General features: G+C 34.9%; 20 protein-coding genes and 1 pseudogene. 10 read left to right on the forward strand and 11 right to left on the reverse strand.

Going from position 1 to position 15,369, the window contains the following annotated elements; all coding sequences use genetic code 11:
• Positions 1–35: 35 nt before the first annotated feature.
• Positions 36–944, forward strand: coding sequence for a LysR family transcriptional regulator (locus FI644_RS02565; protein ID WP_053477465.1), 909 nt, complete (start codon positions 36–38; stop codon positions 942–944).
• Between the two features lie 301 nt (positions 945–1,245).
• On the opposite strand, the gene FI644_RS02570 is transcribed toward FI644_RS02565, so the two are convergent.
• Entirely contained in the window at positions 1,246–1,968 is a 723-nt protein-coding gene (locus FI644_RS02570; RefSeq protein WP_142107994.1) for a class I SAM-dependent methyltransferase, read from the reverse strand.
• Positions 1,969–2,120: 152 nt separating this feature from the next.
• Here FI644_RS02570 and FI644_RS02575 point away from each other — a divergent pair, with 152 nt between their 5' ends.
• The 6 genes from FI644_RS02575 (at position 2,121) to FI644_RS26195 (ending at position 5,240) form a co-directional block, all read left to right on the forward strand.
• A complete protein-coding gene (locus FI644_RS02575; protein WP_053474867.1) occupies positions 2,121–2,750 on the forward strand; it encodes a TetR/AcrR family transcriptional regulator in 630 nt (209 codons plus the stop codon).
• 22 nt (positions 2,751–2,772) lie between these two features.
• Positions 2,773–2,937, forward strand: a complete 165-nt coding sequence (locus tag FI644_RS26710; protein WP_082620633.1) for a DUF2197 domain-containing protein — start codon at positions 2,773–2,775, stop codon at positions 2,935–2,937.
• A gap of 136 nt (positions 2,938–3,073) precedes the next feature.
• A complete protein-coding gene (locus FI644_RS02585; RefSeq protein ID WP_053474866.1) occupies positions 3,074–3,508 on the forward strand; it encodes an SMI1/KNR4 family protein in 435 nt (144 codons plus the stop codon).
• Between the two features lie 106 nt (positions 3,509–3,614).
• The gene (locus tag FI644_RS02590) at positions 3,615–4,106 is read left to right on the forward strand and encodes a type II toxin-antitoxin system HicB family antitoxin (protein ID WP_231690032.1); all 492 of its coding nucleotides are present in this window, start codon (positions 3,615–3,617) and stop codon (positions 4,104–4,106) included.
• Positions 4,107–4,173: 67 nt separating this feature from the next.
• On the forward strand, positions 4,174–4,575 hold the full coding sequence (locus FI644_RS02595; protein ID WP_053474864.1) for a hypothetical protein: 402 nt from the start codon (positions 4,174–4,176) through the stop codon (positions 4,573–4,575).
• 488 nt (positions 4,576–5,063) lie between these two features.
• Positions 5,064–5,240 (forward strand): putative holin-like toxin, encoded by a 177-nt coding sequence (locus tag FI644_RS26195; RefSeq protein ID WP_156319088.1) that lies wholly within the window; start codon positions 5,064–5,066, stop codon positions 5,238–5,240.
• A 65-nt stretch (positions 5,241–5,305) separates the two neighbouring features.
• On the opposite strand, the gene FI644_RS02600 is transcribed toward FI644_RS26195, so the two are convergent.
• Complete coding sequence (locus FI644_RS02600) at positions 5,306–5,428, reverse strand: FbpB family small basic protein (protein WP_142107995.1); 123 nt, start codon at positions 5,426–5,428, stop codon at positions 5,306–5,308.
• Positions 5,429–5,682: 254 nt separating this feature from the next.
• Complete coding sequence (locus FI644_RS02605) at positions 5,683–7,110, reverse strand: dipeptidase (protein WP_053474863.1); 1,428 nt, start codon at positions 7,108–7,110, stop codon at positions 5,683–5,685.
• Between the two features lie 397 nt (positions 7,111–7,507).
• Here FI644_RS02605 and FI644_RS02610 point away from each other — a divergent pair, with 397 nt between their 5' ends.
• Positions 7,508–8,218, forward strand: coding sequence for an anthrax toxin lethal factor-related metalloendopeptidase (locus FI644_RS02610; RefSeq protein ID WP_082620631.1), 711 nt, complete (start codon positions 7,508–7,510; stop codon positions 8,216–8,218).
• Between the two features lie 299 nt (positions 8,219–8,517).
• Positions 8,518–9,006 (forward strand): pyridoxamine 5'-phosphate oxidase family protein, encoded by a 489-nt coding sequence (locus FI644_RS02615; RefSeq protein ID WP_053474862.1) that lies wholly within the window; start codon positions 8,518–8,520, stop codon positions 9,004–9,006.
• A gap of 185 nt (positions 9,007–9,191) precedes the next feature.
• Here the strand turns inward: FI644_RS02615 and FI644_RS02620 are convergent, their stop codons facing one another.
• From FI644_RS02620 to FI644_RS02650, 8 genes and pseudogenes are all read right to left on the reverse strand, one after another.
• On the reverse strand, positions 9,192–9,527 hold the full coding sequence (locus FI644_RS02620; protein WP_053474861.1) for a DUF6054 family protein: 336 nt from the start codon (positions 9,525–9,527) through the stop codon (positions 9,192–9,194).
• Positions 9,528–9,664: 137 nt separating this feature from the next.
• Positions 9,665–9,835, reverse strand: a complete 171-nt coding sequence (locus tag FI644_RS26200; RefSeq protein ID WP_156319087.1) for a hypothetical protein — start codon at positions 9,833–9,835, stop codon at positions 9,665–9,667.
• Positions 9,836–10,069: 234 nt separating this feature from the next.
• On the reverse strand, positions 10,070–10,297 hold the full coding sequence (locus tag FI644_RS02625; RefSeq protein ID WP_053474860.1) for a DUF2651 family protein: 228 nt from the start codon (positions 10,295–10,297) through the stop codon (positions 10,070–10,072).
• Positions 10,298–10,530: 233 nt separating this feature from the next.
• Positions 10,531–11,295: a DUF4085 family protein gene (locus FI644_RS02630; protein ID WP_053474859.1), complete on the reverse strand. Its 765-nt coding sequence runs from the start codon at positions 11,293–11,295 to the stop codon at positions 10,531–10,533.
• 108 nt (positions 11,296–11,403) lie between these two features.
• The gene (satA, locus tag FI644_RS02635; RefSeq protein ID WP_053474858.1) at positions 11,404–11,925 is read right to left on the reverse strand and encodes a streptothricin N-acetyltransferase SatA; all 522 of its coding nucleotides are present in this window, start codon (positions 11,923–11,925) and stop codon (positions 11,404–11,406) included.
• A 302-nt stretch (positions 11,926–12,227) separates the two neighbouring features.
• Positions 12,228–12,686 carry a S4 domain-containing protein gene (locus FI644_RS02640; protein ID WP_053474857.1) on the reverse strand — a complete coding sequence of 153 codons (459 nt, stop codon included), beginning with the start codon at positions 12,684–12,686 and terminating at the stop codon, positions 12,228–12,230.
• 443 nt (positions 12,687–13,129) lie between these two features.
• Positions 13,130–13,429 (reverse strand): annotated as a pseudogene (locus tag FI644_RS27285) (hypothetical protein); the annotation flags it as partial.
• 8 nt (positions 13,430–13,437) lie between these two features.
• Positions 13,438–14,145 carry an aspartate/glutamate racemase family protein gene (locus FI644_RS02650; protein ID WP_053474856.1) on the reverse strand — a complete coding sequence of 236 codons (708 nt, stop codon included), beginning with the start codon at positions 14,143–14,145 and terminating at the stop codon, positions 13,438–13,440.
• 424 nt (positions 14,146–14,569) lie between these two features.
• Between FI644_RS02650 and FI644_RS02655 the strand changes: the two genes are divergently transcribed.
• Positions 14,570–15,259 (forward strand): YfjL-like protein, encoded by a 690-nt coding sequence (locus FI644_RS02655; RefSeq protein WP_053474855.1) that lies wholly within the window; start codon positions 14,570–14,572, stop codon positions 15,257–15,259.
• Positions 15,260–15,369: the final 110 nt, after the last annotated feature.

Here is a 15,369-nt window from a genome sequence, read left to right on the forward strand (position 1 = left end):
TTCAATATTATTGAAAGTAAAAGGGGGAAATGATGGTGGAACTGCGCCAACTGATTACATTCCGAACGGTTGCTTCAACTTTAAATTTCACCCGGGCTGCGGAAGTACTGAACTACGTCCCCTCCAACGTCACGATGCAAATAAAAGCATTGGAGGATGAGCTTGGTGTTCGTCTCTTTGACCGCTTGGGCAAGCAGCTAGTTCTCACAGCTGCAGGTAAGCGCTTTTCAATTCATATCCAAAGCGTTCTAGACAAATTGGACGAAGCTCGCAGTACCGTTCATGACAACGAAAATCTTAGCGGCACCTTGACAATAAGTGCCAACGAGGTTCTTTGCGCCTATCGCCTCCCAGTTGTCTTTAAGCGATTTCGTTCCCGCCATCCAGGAGTTCGTCTGATCTTCCGCTCTGTTCCAAATCAGGAACTCAAGCAAACACTCTTTGATGGAACCGCGGATGTCGTCTTTATGCTGGACGAAACCATTCTCTCAACGAGACTTGCTGTAGAACCGTTACTGGAAGAAACGTTCCGCTTGTTCGTTGCTCCTGACCATCCACTTGCGAAACTGCCTGTACTACAGCAGGAAGATTTTCACGAAGAGGTATTCCTGGTGAATGAAAAGGGCTGTACCTATCGAACCATGTTTGACCGGTCATTTGAGAAAAAGGGCATTGATAGTATTACTTATTTAGAGTTTCAAAATGCCGAAGCCATTAAACAATGTGCAATTGCGGGAATCGGAATTGCCTTTCTTCCTGAAATCACAGTGGAAACCGAGGTTGAACGGGGTGATCTTGTTGCTCTTCCATGGCAGCTTTCGGACTTGCACGTATATACTCATATGGCATGGCATAAAGACAAGTGGCTTTCACCAATCATATTATCTTTCATAGAAGCAGCAAGAGAGGTTATTGCTGTTGAGGAGGGGAATAAAACGGATTAGCCTTATTCAGCGATATTTCCAAACGTCTGTTGCCAATCTTATTGGTACTTTCTATTAGGAATTTAATACAGCAGACAGCAGGAAGGCATCTTGGTGTGATAACTAAGGTGGCTTATTTATGCTCTCTATAAACCATGAGCGATTTCTTGCAGTTTTATATAAGAGAAGAAGCTAACAGCTAGTTACACGAAACAACACCCCCGATTTTAAGTGAACTTTATATTCAACCTTTATTCCCCTGCCCCTTTAGCGCTGATGCGATCTATAAATTTAAAGGATTATCCCTACATACACGTAGAAGCTAGTTTTCCATAGACTTTTTTGAAGCAGACTTTACGATAAGGAAATGAGGATTGGTCATGAGGTAGTCATAAGCTGTTTCCTTCACTTCTTTCATCTTTTCTTGCGGTTGGGGTTCAATCAGCTGATTAAGAGTGAAATATTCGGTGGTTTCATTTACGATGCTTTGCAAAGGTCTTCTGTAAAAGCTGACATCAATGGTTATATTAGGTTTGTCCCATGTTTCTGATAAGACTTGGGTTTCAAAGTAATCTTCACACTTGAATCGGGTATAGTCTCTAAATGGGTGATGAACGGAGAATAAAAAGGTCCCGCCTGCTTTAAGAATGCGATTGAATTCTTGAAAAGTGTGAGTCCAATCCTCTAGATAATGAAGCGTAAGTGAGCTGATAATTACATCGAAGGAATCATCGTTAAATGGTAGGGCTTCTTGAAGGTCATGACAAAGAAATGCTGCTGCATCCCCTAATCGATCCTTCGCTGCTTTCACCATTTCGGGACTTACATCTATCCCCGTCACAGCTGCCCCTTGGTGTAATAATTGAGAAGAATACCATCCAGCCGCGCAACCAGCATCAAGTACCTTTTTTCCTTTTAATTCAGGAGGCAAAGCTGCCATCATAGCCGGGCGTTCATAATAGGCATTATAGGGACTTCCTTCATCCACATCGTATCGATAGGTATTCGCTAACTTATTATAAATCTCTCTAGCAGAATCTTTCATTTCATTCCCTCCTTTAATGATACGTTCACTTTTTTCATGAAAAGTCCTCTTTTATTCTATTAAATAGCATTCACATGATGAAATATTTAGGTAATCTCCACCTAAATATTTTTTCGTTTGAAATATTCGTACGACTGTACTAAAATTAAAACATGAGTAAAAAAAATAAACCAACTAACCAAAAAGAAATGTCGTTCATTGAAAAAGCCCGTAGAACTCAAATTGTGGAATGTGCGATTGAAACGATCGCAGAAGTAGGTTACGCTCAAGCATCATTAGGACAGATTGCAAAACGTGCAAATATCAGTAAGGGGGTTATTTCTTATCACTTTGCAAATAAAGAGGAATTATTGGAGCAAATACCTATCGAATACTATTTGGCTTGGCAAGCCTATGTTGCTCCAAGAATAGAAGCTCAAACATCTCCTAAAGAAATGCTACGGGTGTATATTGAATCCAACCTTACATTTATAGATGAAAATCGTCAGCATGTTTTTGCTGTTATAGAAGTGGTTTCTAATAAGAGAACGGACAATGGCAAACTTCAGTTTGCAGCAGACCATGATGAAGCTATTTTACTCCCGATTGAAAATATTCTTACCCTAGGAATGCAAGAAGGTATTTTCCGAGAATTTACCAGACCAGCAGTAAGGGTGATAGCGTTAACAATAAGACATGCTATTGACGGGTTCACCTTGGAATTAGTGAGAAAGCCTCATTTAGATGTTCAAGAATATGCTAGAGAACTGGTTACGATCTTCGATAAATCAACTAAAAAGTAATGTGCGGCTTAGGGGGATAACAATGATTTACTATGAGATACTTTGTTATAGCTGTAAAAGAAAATTCAAAGTATATGAAGATTCACTAAAATATAAACAATTTAAGGAAAGCAGGAGTAGGATTTTTTGTTGCGACAATTGTAGTCTTAAAATACGCCTTGATGCCATTAAAAATTTCTTTAGATAGTTATTTTGCGAGTGTCTTTCTAATAGATTGTGAAATAATGTTAAAGTAATTGGGGCTTTTGTTGAAGAAAGTAAACATATTGATAGGTTGTATATTATAACCGGTAAGATAACTGTAAAAAGGGAGGAATCGAAAAATGTGGAAAAATTATATTGAGACCATATCGAAAGATTATCATTTCAAAGCACCCGCAACCAATGCTCAAATCACTCTTATTAAACAGCAATTAAATGTTGAATTGCCCTGCAAATTATTAGAATTATTCAATGAAACAAACGGGATATTTGATAAATATGATTGTCCTCTAATTTGGTCAACAGAACAAATCGTTGAAGATAACTTATTTTATAGAAATTTTGAGGAATACAAAGACTGCTATATGCCTTTTGATCATTTATTATTTTTCTCTGATGCAGGCAATGGTGATTTATTCGGTTTCTCCATATTAAACGGGTCTATCCAAAAAGACGACATATTTGTATGGAACCACGAAGACGATAGCCGAAGCTGGATTGCTTCTTCGTTAGACGCATTTATCAAAGGATGGATTACTGGTGAAATTTCGGTATAATTAGCAACTGACAAATAGTTCGTATAATAAGTAGATGGGATGTATATCTATGATAAATTCCAATAAATTTGTTTATCCAGCATTTATACAACAGGAGGAGGAAGGAATGTTTTGTGTTTATTTCCCTACTCTTTTTCCTGAACACGGGTGGGACTATCCTTTATCAAGAGGAACATCCAAACGTATAGCCTTAAAGAATGCACAAAAGGATTTAGCTTATTCTTTGGCAGGAATCTTATATGATAATGAAGAACTTCCTGAACCTATCCCGATCCATGGCAATCATCTATCCCAAGGGATGGAATTAATTGAAGTGGAAACATCGTTTGAACCGTATGCAGACGAAATAAAGGAACATGTAAAAGGTCGACATTGGCATATTAATTATTATGTCGAAGATACGGATGACTTTATAGAAGCAATTGGGTTTAAAAATGACCAAGGAATGTGGGACATTTTTTATGAAGATTATCTAGAGGAAGAGGAACATCCTGATGATCATTTACTTTTTACCGTCAAATTTCGGACTGAAGCTGAGGAGAAATTTAATCAATTTGTTGAAGAGATCATACTGAAGCAAAAAAAAGATAAAAAATGAACCAAACCCTATTTAATAAACGGGTATCTTCTTGAAGATATTGTTATTTATGAAAGGGATATTTACGATGACAGCTCATTATTTTATTGCTACATTAAAGCCTATTCCTGAATATCATACAAATGGAAATAATTATCCATTTCTAAATGGTGAAGCATATAAGGAAAGATTACCTTTTTCCTTCCCTTATATTTATGAACTTGGAAGAGATGACATCGAATTTATTACATTTTTGGATTCAATTATGGAAATAGGGGACGTTGTAGAATTATATATATTTGAAGAAGGACGGAAGGGTTATCCTTTATCACATAATTATCCAGAAGAGGCTAGAACGATAAATCTATTAAAAAAAACTTACAAAAATCAATACGGTGAATATCAATTAGACTCAAAGAAATGGATAGAAGAGCTTTCAAGACGTACGATTGCATCAAAACGAAGCGTTATCACCTTCGTTAAATACTAATGACCTACTGATCTCAAGGGGATTTATTGAACTAATGGTAGCTTTTGTTCAATTTAGTTAGTAAAGATATGCCAAAAAACGCTCAGAAAAATCTGAGCATTTTTACTTACCGATAATAATATAATAACTTTTTTCTATGTAAACAAAACTTGTCTGTGAGCAGATGCTCATAAATGTTTTTAATTACTTTTAAAGGAGACTTGATCCGCTGAAATAATAAAGTCAATTAATCCCATCTTGCTATTTTGAAGCAAGACATGAAACTCGTTAAAATAGATAGTAGTTCATCAAAATAAGTTCACTCCATCTGTCTTGGTGCTTTTGTAATACATCAAAAGTTGAATTATTCATGACTTGTACATATCCCTCAGAACAGAACCAGTCACTTGCCCGGCATCAATAAATTGGGTACAAACAACCAACTTATTTTCGTTTGTATAGGACAAGTTGGGACCAGGGAAGGCTGAATATAGGGAGGCGATGTATAGATGGGTACATTTGAAGCACTATCTCTGATGATTAGCTTTGGGATGTTGGTAATCGCATTTTGCAATTTAACGATAGGGATAAAAATTCTTGAACACGCTGAAAATAGCGTGTTTTTCTCTGCAAATTGTGATTGCTTCGTAAGGGTAGTTAAGCAGGGGCCAAAGGGCTGTGAGTGATTCAGATGAATAACATGCAGCCCTTTTTATAAAAAGTATTTCACCTGTTCAGAAAATCTTAAGATCTATGCAAGCCTTTTTAATTCATGCCGTGCTTCTATCCGTTTTTCAATTTTCTCTAAAGCCTTTTTGTCATTTAATAGCTCTTGTTTATTTTCTTCAATAAGCTTCTTCATTGTTTTTCGCATTTTCTATACACCCTTTATTTGTATTTAGTCAGAATATTCTTCACTTATATGATACACCTATTTGCATGTTTTAAAACTTAATAATTTGAACATTTTGTGAAGATTTGAACTTATATGCTGATCTCAAAATAGAGAGGAATATTTTATGCTTACTTACTTGTTTGAGGGATTGATGCCTGGTTTATTCATAAAAGAAGAACACAATGCATCTGCACGTGTTCTTCTACCTTTTTCTTTAAATGACACTTCCAGTTTTATTGATTGACATAGAATATTCTAGTTTCTCTGGTGATTTTACCAGCATGATTAGCAACTTCGAACGTAACTACATGGAATTTTTCTTTTAAATCTTCTTTCACCTGGAAGGATAAAGTTGAATTTTCTTTGTCAAAGGTTGGCTGATATTCCATGCCATCGACGATCACACGCATACTGGCCTCATCTAATTTAGATCCTTTATCGCGTACGATAGCAGCTTTCAAAAGAGGCGTATTGCTTTGAATCACTTCACCCATTTTGAATGCTGGGATAATAGAAAGCTTTTGGCCGACATTGTTAGGGTTATGGGCTGCCGCCTTTTCTACTTCTTTTAAAACACGCAATGTATTTTTTCCTAATAACTTCTCAAGATCTTGTTTTGAATAACCTCTTTTAACTAATTCCTCTGTTACCTTATACAATTCCGAAGAATCTTTTATATCGGCTGGCAGTGGCCCTCCATCAAAATCAGAGCCTAGCGCTACATGATCGATGCCAATTAACTTAACAGCGTAATCAATATGATCAACATAGTCCTTTATATAGTTTGGTTTAGTTGGATACCCATACGTCAAAAATTCAGGGTAAAAAACAATGCCTACTACCCCACCATTTTTTGCTAATGCCTTAAGCTGATCATCTGTTAAGTTTCGTTGATGATTTCTTAATGAATGGACGGCTGAGTGACTTGCAATAATTGGAGCTTTAGAAACCTCTATAACATCCCAAAAGGTATTTTCAGACATATGTGATACATCAATGATCATTCCTAGTCTATTCATTTCTTGTGCGACCTTTTTACCCAGTCCAGTTAGCCCGCCTTGAGAAGGGGTTCTGTTTGGATCCCCATATACTCTGTTTGCTCCTTCTCCTAAGGCATTTGAATAGTTCCACGTAAATCCAACTGCTCTTATCCCAAGGTCGTAATATTGATGGAGTAATCCAATTGCATTATGTTCCTCTAAGGAATAGGCACCTTCAACAGTTGGCACAGCTGCGATTTTTCCATCGCGAACAGCTTTCTCAATTTCCTTTAAAGAAGGAGTGATACTGAAAATATCTGAATTCCTTTCTTCAGTCCAATAAAGTGCATTAATTAAAGCTAATGTTCTGCTTATGCTGCGCTCATTATTTCCGTAATAGCCTGATGTATAAGCTGCAAAAAACGGAACTTTAAGCCCTCCCTCATGAAGTTTCGGTATATCAATGTGGAATGGTGTATTATTTTTAATATCGGTCGCTGGCAGCCATGTATTTGGATCAACAACCTTCATCATCGTATCATTATGGCTATCTACGACTGTTGAGTTAAAATGTATATCTATTGCCGTTGAATCCATTGCAGATACATTACTTTGTTGATATGTAAGTGTGCAAGAAAATGCTAAAATGACAGCCGCAAGTAGAACAGACAATTTTTTCATGAAAAACCTCCTCGTAAGTTCGTACACTATAAATCTTGCTATGATCGTTTTCACTAGATGAGTTACTATTTAGAAGTAAATCCCTCCATTCATTCCTATGATTTAGAAGCAAGTGATTCTTGTCGTTTAGATCATTATATAACCGTTCTTTGCCATTTTCAAATATTACTGAATATTCAGTAATATAGTCCTGTCCTTATATATTCCTTTAATCATACGTAAGAAAAAAGAATGTTACAAAGTACTTAATCCCTTCGATAATGCAATAACTCTATGAAATTATTAAAACAATAAAAATATCTTAGGTACTTTAACCTGAAATTAACAATAATGAAGGGAAATTACTGATTTCATTAGAATATTTAACTTAAAAATCACCAAATTTAGGAGGAGTAATATGAAGAATATCTTACTGAAAGGAAAAAGGGCATTTTCCACGCTATTATTGGCGACTATTTTAACATTCTCTTTTTCTACTGGTGCTTTAGGGGAATCTGGAAATACACCATCACTTAAAATGAATCATGTCCTTGAAAGGGTTGTGATTGTTGAAACAAAAGGAGATTATGATCAGGAAGAGGCTTTAAATATGGTTAATCGTATCTGGAGCATTCCAACTAATATTTTGAATGTTATGTATAAGCAAGGGGTTCAGGTTAAACTTATCAATTTTCCTCTTACTGATTTGCCTGAATACGAATATTTAAAGGGAGAAGTTCCTAGGGGATGGGAACATACTCCATATACTTGGGATGATGTACCTGGTGTAGGAGGGCAGACAGTTGTTGCACGAATTGGCTACAGTTATAAAAAAATGCATAGCTCTGTAAACCTTGAGCTTCATGAGACAGCACACGCCATTGATAATTATGTATTTAACAATATTAGTTATTCAGATGAGTTTACCGAAATTCACACTTTAGAGCATGATGATTTTAACGACAATCCCTATTACGATTACAAGGAAGAATATTTCGCCGAAGCTTTTGCCTATTTTTATGCTGGCTCAGATACTAATGAGGAGTTAAAAGAAAGTGCACCATTAACTTATAAATTTATTAATGAGCTTCAACGAAATATCCCGTCAGAGAAGCATTCAAATAAGTAGAAATATAGAAAAGACCATTCGATAAGTCCTGCTTCATGGATAAACAAATCACGATGCGTGCATGGTGATTTGTTTCTATTGCTTTACTATTTAAAACCTCATTCAAAGATGATCAACAAGGTTCCGAAAGGGCCGCGCGTGATTCGGAAGTGATCTTGTGTAATTTCTTAGGCCCTAGATTTTCGCCATTCAATCTTTTAAATCCTCTATTTGTTTGTTTAGTAATCCACCAAACCTGCATAAAAGTTGGTATAAAGGGTAGTATACCTCTATAAATATGAATGAATGAGGTGATGGGGATGTCTAACATGATAAAACAAGAAGAAATGGAAACATTAAGAGAGTTGATCAAAGAAGTAGACACGGCCATGCTGACTACGGTAACGGAAGAAGGGCTAGTTTCTCGTCCTATGAAAACACAAGAAGTAGAGTTTGATGGGGACTTATGGTTTTTCACTAAAAAAGAGACAAATAAATATGAAGAAATTCTACATGACCAGGATGTGAATGTGGCTTATGCAGGTAAATCCTATGTTTCCGTCCGTGGAAGAGCGGAAATCGTTGATGATTTAGACAAGAAAAAGGAATTGTGGAGCAAAGTATATGAGGAAATTATGCAAACCTCTTATGATGACCCGAATGTTGTCTTGATCAAGGTAAAAGCGGAAGCAGCCGAATATTGGGAAACCGGTAATTTTACGAAGAAGATCGCCTTTCTCTATAAACGCATGACAGGGCAAAGCGCTAAATCGACTGATGGGAATGAAACGGTTGAATTGAATCATTAACAGCAAAAATGGGTTGTCTGGTTTTAGGACAATCCCTTTTTGTATGTTGAGTGATGTTGATCCATTAGTACCTATATTAAAAAGTGAAATAAGTGTCTTCAGATTACAAGGAAATCTTCTCCATTATAAATGATAGGATATTATATAATCCTTCTATATCGTTCATCCAACCCTTAGACATGATATTATTTCATTTGTTCTACACTTTTTTGCACGATTTCCACCATATCGTCTTCAGCCCCAAGACTAAAGTTAAATAGAACTCCACTTCCTCCGCCAGCCCCAATGGCTGAAATAAAAATATTACTCTTATCACCAACTACAGTTAGGCTCAAACTTGCTCTGTTGCCATTTCTCATAAAATATTTATCATACACTCGCACAGCTATTTTAGTAGTCCCAATCGTATAATTGCTTTCATCAACTAAATTCATGCTAATTCCACTATTGCCAATATCGTTTTCCAAATGCTTAACTACTTTCTCAAATTCACCAATCAAAGTGTTTTCATACTTTGCCATGATTTCATCTCCCCTTGCTAATTATTTCGCTATATATAAGTAAGTTTTCAAATATCCCCCGTAAAGAATAATCAACATCCCACTTACACGGACCAGTATCTCGTTCGTACAAATAGTGAATTTCCTTATTAAACGATTTAGAATCCGGCAGGACCATCCCCACTATTCCAATCACTCCCCACTTTCCCTTTGTTTATACTAGGATCAATGATCTTGGTATGCTTATCATTTCTTCTCTTCTTCCTTCTGTAATCGATCCATAAAGAAAACAACAAAATTCCCACAGTTAATTTAATAAACCACCACATATAATCCCCCCTTTCTTTATTATACGATTATCCCATTATAAAGTTTTAATTTTCAGTTATTTTAAATATGGAACACCCAAGTCTAAACAAAAATCTGAACCGAAGAGATATAATAATACTTCTTCATCTCAGGAATACTTTTTTGCTAAAAATAAAAAAGCTGCTCTTCCTTTGGAAGAATAGCTGTCATTAAGTGAGAATTGTCGGTATGTCTCCCTATCAAGAAAAACAAATTTACTTCTTAATAAATTTCATAAGTAAACTAACTATAACTGATAGTATTATATAAACTATAACCCAAATAAAGAAAGATTCATTGAAAACGGTGAAAGTTAAAATAGTGAATACAACGAAAGTGAATAGTGGCATTACAAACCACCTTCTTCCAACCAAAAAGAAACCGATAATTGATGCTACAAGAACAATAATAGGAAATATAAATAATACTAAAAGAAATTCCATATCTTATCACCCCTTTGTAAATTACACCATTGTATCCAAACCTCTCCAATTTATATCCTAAAAGAAACAAAGTTTACGAAAACAGCCTAATATAATGCTACTTTTCATCTAATTATTTGTACTAAGAGCCAACAAGCGTCTTAGATTGGCATCAATAAATTGATTATCAGGACTGTTGATTCCGGGACCGGAAAAATATCCCCAATTCGACTCGATTGGATTAATGAATGTCTTTAGTTACTTTTAAAGGAGACTTGATCCGCTGAAATAATAAAGTCAATTAATCCCATCTTGCTATTTTGAAGCAAGACGTGAAACTCGTATTGGTCATTCACTTGATAAACTTCCTCATACAGCCACCATGAATCATCCAACAAATCATCTTGTTTGATAATCGTACAATTTTCAAAGGTGACTTCATCTATATTTGTAAAACCTCCTGATATATCAAGGAGCAATGTTAAGGACTTCCCATTCTGAACTGATTTGATAATCGTACAATCATGAAAGCCAAAATTCTCAACCATTTCATTATCAAATGATAGGGAGGCTTCTTTAAAGTATCTTCTATACTTCTCACTTGTGGCAGCTATAGATCTTTCATTGTTCTCACAAAAATTAGTTACAGCGTTAATAACCGAACGAGTTGCTTTATTTAAAGCAAACACCCTTATATCGGCTATTTCTTTTACTATCGCTTCTGGTAATTCCTTTTTTAAACACGCTTGATTATATAGAAAAGACTCATGAAATTGTTCTATTGCCTGCTCTCTATTAAACGATGTATTTTCATTATCATTCTCTCTATTTCCTGTTTCTGTTGTTTCCGTTATAGAAGCAACTTCTTCTTGAAAATCAAGCCAACGAATCAATTCGGTGTTGTAAAGTGTTTGAAAATATTCTTCTGAAAATGTTTCAACTTGCTTTTCTTCTTCTAAAGGCAGATGGAAACTTGTTTTTTGACACAGTTCATACCATTCTTTAGTAAAATACTTCATTTTATTCCCCTCGCCTCTCTCTAATGTAAAAGGGTAGTTTTTCTCATTCTTGAACATGCTCCGCTGAAGAAGCTAAAATATTGGTAAGAGTTTAAGTGAAATTTATCATTAAAATTTATAATACCAAAAGATTGCAATTTCATTAGCAGTTGGAAAGTTTGAATAAAGCATCGTATCAACTGCACCGATTACAAAGTTATTTTTTGCATAAAAATGGCAAGCGGAAACATTAATATCTTGTGTTTCTAGCATAAGACCACAAAGGTTATTCTCCTTTGCCCATTCAATCGCTTTATTCAATAATGCTGTTCCAACTCCCTTTTTTCGATATTCTTCAGCGACAGCAATATCTTCTATAAAGGCATATCCATTCCAATTAGAACGTATTCTAATCTGACCAATGCAAGTATTTTCAACATAAAAGAAATAAACAACCTTCCCTTCTTCTTCAATATAGCTGTCATCCATTTCTTCATCTTCATATTTCTTGAAATATGGCTCAGAAAAGACCTCCTCCGTAAATTCCCAAACATTGTTTTCATATGTAGGTAGAATTCTCCCAGTAACAATGAAACCTTCATTCGATTTATTAAAATCATTCATATTAGATTTTGTCATTTTAATGATCATAGTAATCCCCTTCTCTTGGAAAATAGATGTAATCTCTCATCAAGCATTGCTAGGAAAATTTATAACAAAAGCTACTGCCTTTTGTACAATAATTTCTACGAAAATAAGCGTAAAACCTTCTTAAAGTAGTTCTGGATATAAATAACGAAGCAAACTCGCCAATACTGTGGCGAGTTTTGCTTTTTATATACAAATTATGCGACATGACTGTCATTTCAGTCTATTTTTTAGAAAAGCTAAATTGCGTTTTTACATGGTATTCATTAATTTTAACGTTTAGTTCGGCTGCTAAATGTTTTTCATCAAATGAAAATGAAAATGCGTTTTCCCTTTGACAATCTTGAACTAGGTTTAATGACTCGTTCATTTATTTGAATGGCTCCTTTTTCAATCTTTTCTATGATCTGTGACCGACTCCAATCCTCAATTTGGTTTGCAAGCACTTTATCAATTCGGTGTGTTCCTATCACTTCATCTAGTACAATGTGGATCACCTTTACTCCTTGTTCTGCTAAGCTGGTTATTGAAATGGCTGACATAATTGGAGCTTCTTCTTTCTGCTTCTCAATTTCAGCAACATGCTCTGAGAACGTTTTATAGATTGCTAACTTTTTGTTCCATGTATGATTTTTTTCGCATTTATAGATCGCATATTTGTATATACTTTTTCCGTTTGCGTTATGCCTTCGCACATTGGTGTCCGTAAAAACTGATAATTGGCCACACATTTTGCAGTGTTTCTTTACAGCGCGTTCTGGAATTTGAGAAAGTTTTCAGTGGAATGTTATATTTAGCATTAATCCTTCACCTCTTAATAAGATAAAGGAACGCAAGCATCTATTTGGATAACTTGCAGCGCAGTATAAAATTAAATGATAAAAAATAAAAAGGAGATCCTACACAAGGATCTCCTTTCGCATCAAGACTACAGGGTTGCTTGGTTCCTTTGTAATGAGAAAAATGGGCATACTACCCCCTTAGAAAAAAACAATGTTTTTTGAGGGTGATGTGATGCTATCCAATTTATTGATCATTACAAAGTAAATATTGGCATACTTGTTCTCCTGTGTCCTTTCTATCCAAATAGAGTTATTCCCATTTTACCACATAATCCCATTTAAATACAAACGTTTACTTCCTTCTTTTCCAAGTACCATTCGTACAATAAGTTGGCATACAAAGATATATTGAATAATTTAATGTTTTCGATACTCATTGTCAGGCAGGCATAATCCACTAAATATAGTTGGTTTTCCGTTACTTCTATATATCCTGCAGCTTTCCTAAAGCATGTATCAGCTATTTCTTATGTCCCTACTCTAACATCTACTTTCCAAGAATATTCAATTCCTTTTTCCGTCATTTGAAAAACCAAAAGATGCCCTTGCTTCATCTCGTCTCCAAAATGCTGCAAAAGACTATCTAACTCTCAATCTTCATCTACGAAAGATTTGTATGTAGCCGTATTCGCAACTCCAATAAAATTTGCATCACCAAAATTCATACAAATTCTCATTTTATTTCTTCCCCTTTCGGCCATCTTTCCGTTAATGATAAATATTTATGTACAACGGCTTGTGCAAGACAAGTTGATGAATCGACAAAGTAAATATCGCTGGATTTTTTATCTGTAACAACATTTAAATCTGTACATGCAATAATAGCCGTATCAATTGTTTCGGCTAATTCCGAATAGAATTCATCCCATAAATATTGGGACTCATTAATTTGACCTTGTTTAATCTTTACTATTATTTTATTCACATAGGTTTGCCAACTATTTTTATGTATCAAATCAAAACCATGTTTTAATAAAGATTCTTGAAATAATCCAGACTGAACCGTTGGATTGGTAGCTAAAAGGGCTACTTTTTTTGTGTTTTTTGGTATTTTCATTATTGTCTCATCGACCATGTTTAATAAGGGAACTGAAACTGAATTTTTTAACTGATTAAAATAGATATGTGCGGTATTACATGGGATGGCAATAAAATCAACACCTGTTTTTTCAAGCCTTTGAGCACCATTAGTAATTGCCATTTCCATGTCCGTATGATTGATAGGTTTATCAACATAGAAAGGCGTTGGACATGAATAAATCATCATGTGTGGAAAATCAATGTCATTTGTTGCTCCATATATCTTTTGGCATTCATCTACAATTTTATCGACAAATGGTCCAGTAGATTTTGGTCCCATTCCTGCTAATATTCCAATCATAAAATTTCCTCCTAAGAAATGTTTGCCTTTATATAATTTTCAAATCATGATTATACTTTATTATAGATCCTTATTAAACTTTCCTGCTACCCACAAGCACCTTACTGACTTTATCATAAGTATTCACTTTTTCTTGATATTCTTCCTCTACTAAATTGGTCCTTTACATAAAGAAAGAGCGTAATTCTTGTTTGCAGAATTACGCCCTTTAATGAAACAACAAGGAGTTTCTATTAGCTGGTTTAGTGCCATAACAAAAAAGACTGCTCATTAGCAGCCTTGATCTTTAACTCTAGCACCTGTTTGTTCCATAGCGAAAACTTAATTTGGTGAACAATTTGCTAACAGTATAGACTAAAATGAACATTTGAGATAAAATTAATCTAAAAGTGTAAAATTACACAAATAGAAAAGAGGCACTAAAATGAAAAAGAAAATAGTATGGGGATCATTCCTAGTTGCAATCATAGCAATTTGCATCTTCCTATTTATAAGCTTTTTTGGCAATCCCATAAAAAAATATATTGTTTCACGAGAGCTTACAAATAAATTAGAAGAAAAATATGATGAAAAATTTACATTAGTAAAGTCATCTTATTATTGGAAGTTTGGTACATATGGAGGCGTGTATCAACCAGAGAAACACAAAAATATTCAGTTCACAGCAGAAAAGTACCAACCGGGTAATTTTAGTGACTACTATCCCGAAGAAATATGGCTATATGAAATGGAAAAAGAGTTAATTCCTAAAGCAAAAGAGATATTCTCTGATTATGACCAGGTGGAGGCAAGTACTGTTTGGGGTATTGGGAGTGACGAAGTTAAGGAAGGAAGTATTCCAACCTATAAGGATATTTCAAATGGTGATGCACTCCAAATTATTATAAGAGCAAAAGTAGCTTATACTGATGTTAATAAAGAAGAAGTAGAACAACAAATTTTCACTCTAGTGCAATTTTTGAAAGAGAAATCGAACACAGTTGGTCTTATGGTAGCCTTCGACAGCCCAGAAGCAGCTGCAAATAATGAGTCTGGTTTTTATAATATTGCAGGACAAAACCTGCGTGATATTAGTAACGTTTCAGATATTAAGAAGTATTTAATAGAGTTGTAAAGTATATTAATTAGTAACCATATCACCTTTATTCAACTATCCTGCGCCGTTAGCAGCAAAAGAAAAGCGAGCCTTCATAATGAAGAATCGCTTCTGTCTGTGTTATAAGC

Source organism: Cytobacillus solani (assembly GCF_006704205.1).
GTDB classification, from domain to species: Bacteria; Bacillota; Bacilli; order Bacillales; family Cytobacillaceae; genus Cytobacillus; species Cytobacillus solani.

Coding starts and splice junctions, on each gene's coding strand:
- FI644_RS26710 (WP_082620633.1), top strand. CDS start 2,773: ATGATTTACTATGAGATACTTTGTTATAGCTGTAAAAGAAAATTCAAA.
- FI644_RS02615 (WP_053474862.1), top strand. CDS start 8,518: ATGTCTAACATGATAAAACAAGAAGAAATGGAAACATTAAGAGAGTTG.
- FI644_RS02625 (WP_053474860.1), bottom strand. CDS start 10,297: ATGGAATTTCTTTTAGTATTATTTATATTTCCTATTATTGTTCTTGTA.
- FI644_RS02655 (WP_053474855.1), top strand. CDS start 14,570: ATGAAAAAGAAAATAGTATGGGGATCATTCCTAGTTGCAATCATAGCA.
- FI644_RS02630 (WP_053474859.1), bottom strand. CDS start 11,295: ATGAAGTATTTTACTAAAGAATGGTATGAACTGTGTCAAAAAACAAGT.
- FI644_RS02590 (WP_231690032.1), top strand. CDS start 3,615: ATGTTTTGTGTTTATTTCCCTACTCTTTTTCCTGAACACGGGTGGGAC.
- FI644_RS02605 (WP_053474863.1), bottom strand. CDS start 7,110: ATGAAAAAATTGTCTGTTCTACTTGCGGCTGTCATTTTAGCATTTTCT.
- satA (WP_053474858.1), bottom strand. CDS start 11,925: ATGATCATTAAAATGACAAAATCTAATATGAATGATTTTAATAAATCG.
- FI644_RS26195 (WP_156319088.1), top strand. CDS start 5,064: ATGGGTACATTTGAAGCACTATCTCTGATGATTAGCTTTGGGATGTTG.
- FI644_RS02575 (WP_053474867.1), top strand. CDS start 2,121: ATGAGTAAAAAAAATAAACCAACTAACCAAAAAGAAATGTCGTTCATT.
- FI644_RS02620 (WP_053474861.1), bottom strand. CDS start 9,527: ATGGCAAAGTATGAAAACACTTTGATTGGTGAATTTGAGAAAGTAGTT.
- FI644_RS02585 (WP_053474866.1), top strand. CDS start 3,074: ATGTGGAAAAATTATATTGAGACCATATCGAAAGATTATCATTTCAAA.
- FI644_RS02650 (WP_053474856.1), bottom strand. CDS start 14,145: ATGATTGGAATATTAGCAGGAATGGGACCAAAATCTACTGGACCATTT.
- FI644_RS02570 (WP_142107994.1), bottom strand. CDS start 1,968: ATGAAAGATTCTGCTAGAGAGATTTATAATAAGTTAGCGAATACCTAT.
- FI644_RS26200 (WP_156319087.1), bottom strand. CDS start 9,835: ATGTGGTGGTTTATTAAATTAACTGTGGGAATTTTGTTGTTTTCTTTA.
- FI644_RS02595 (WP_053474864.1), top strand. CDS start 4,174: ATGACAGCTCATTATTTTATTGCTACATTAAAGCCTATTCCTGAATAT.
- FI644_RS02600 (WP_142107995.1), bottom strand. CDS start 5,428: ATGCGAAAAACAATGAAGAAGCTTATTGAAGAAAATAAACAAGAGCTA.
- FI644_RS02610 (WP_082620631.1), top strand. CDS start 7,508: ATGAAGAATATCTTACTGAAAGGAAAAAGGGCATTTTCCACGCTATTA.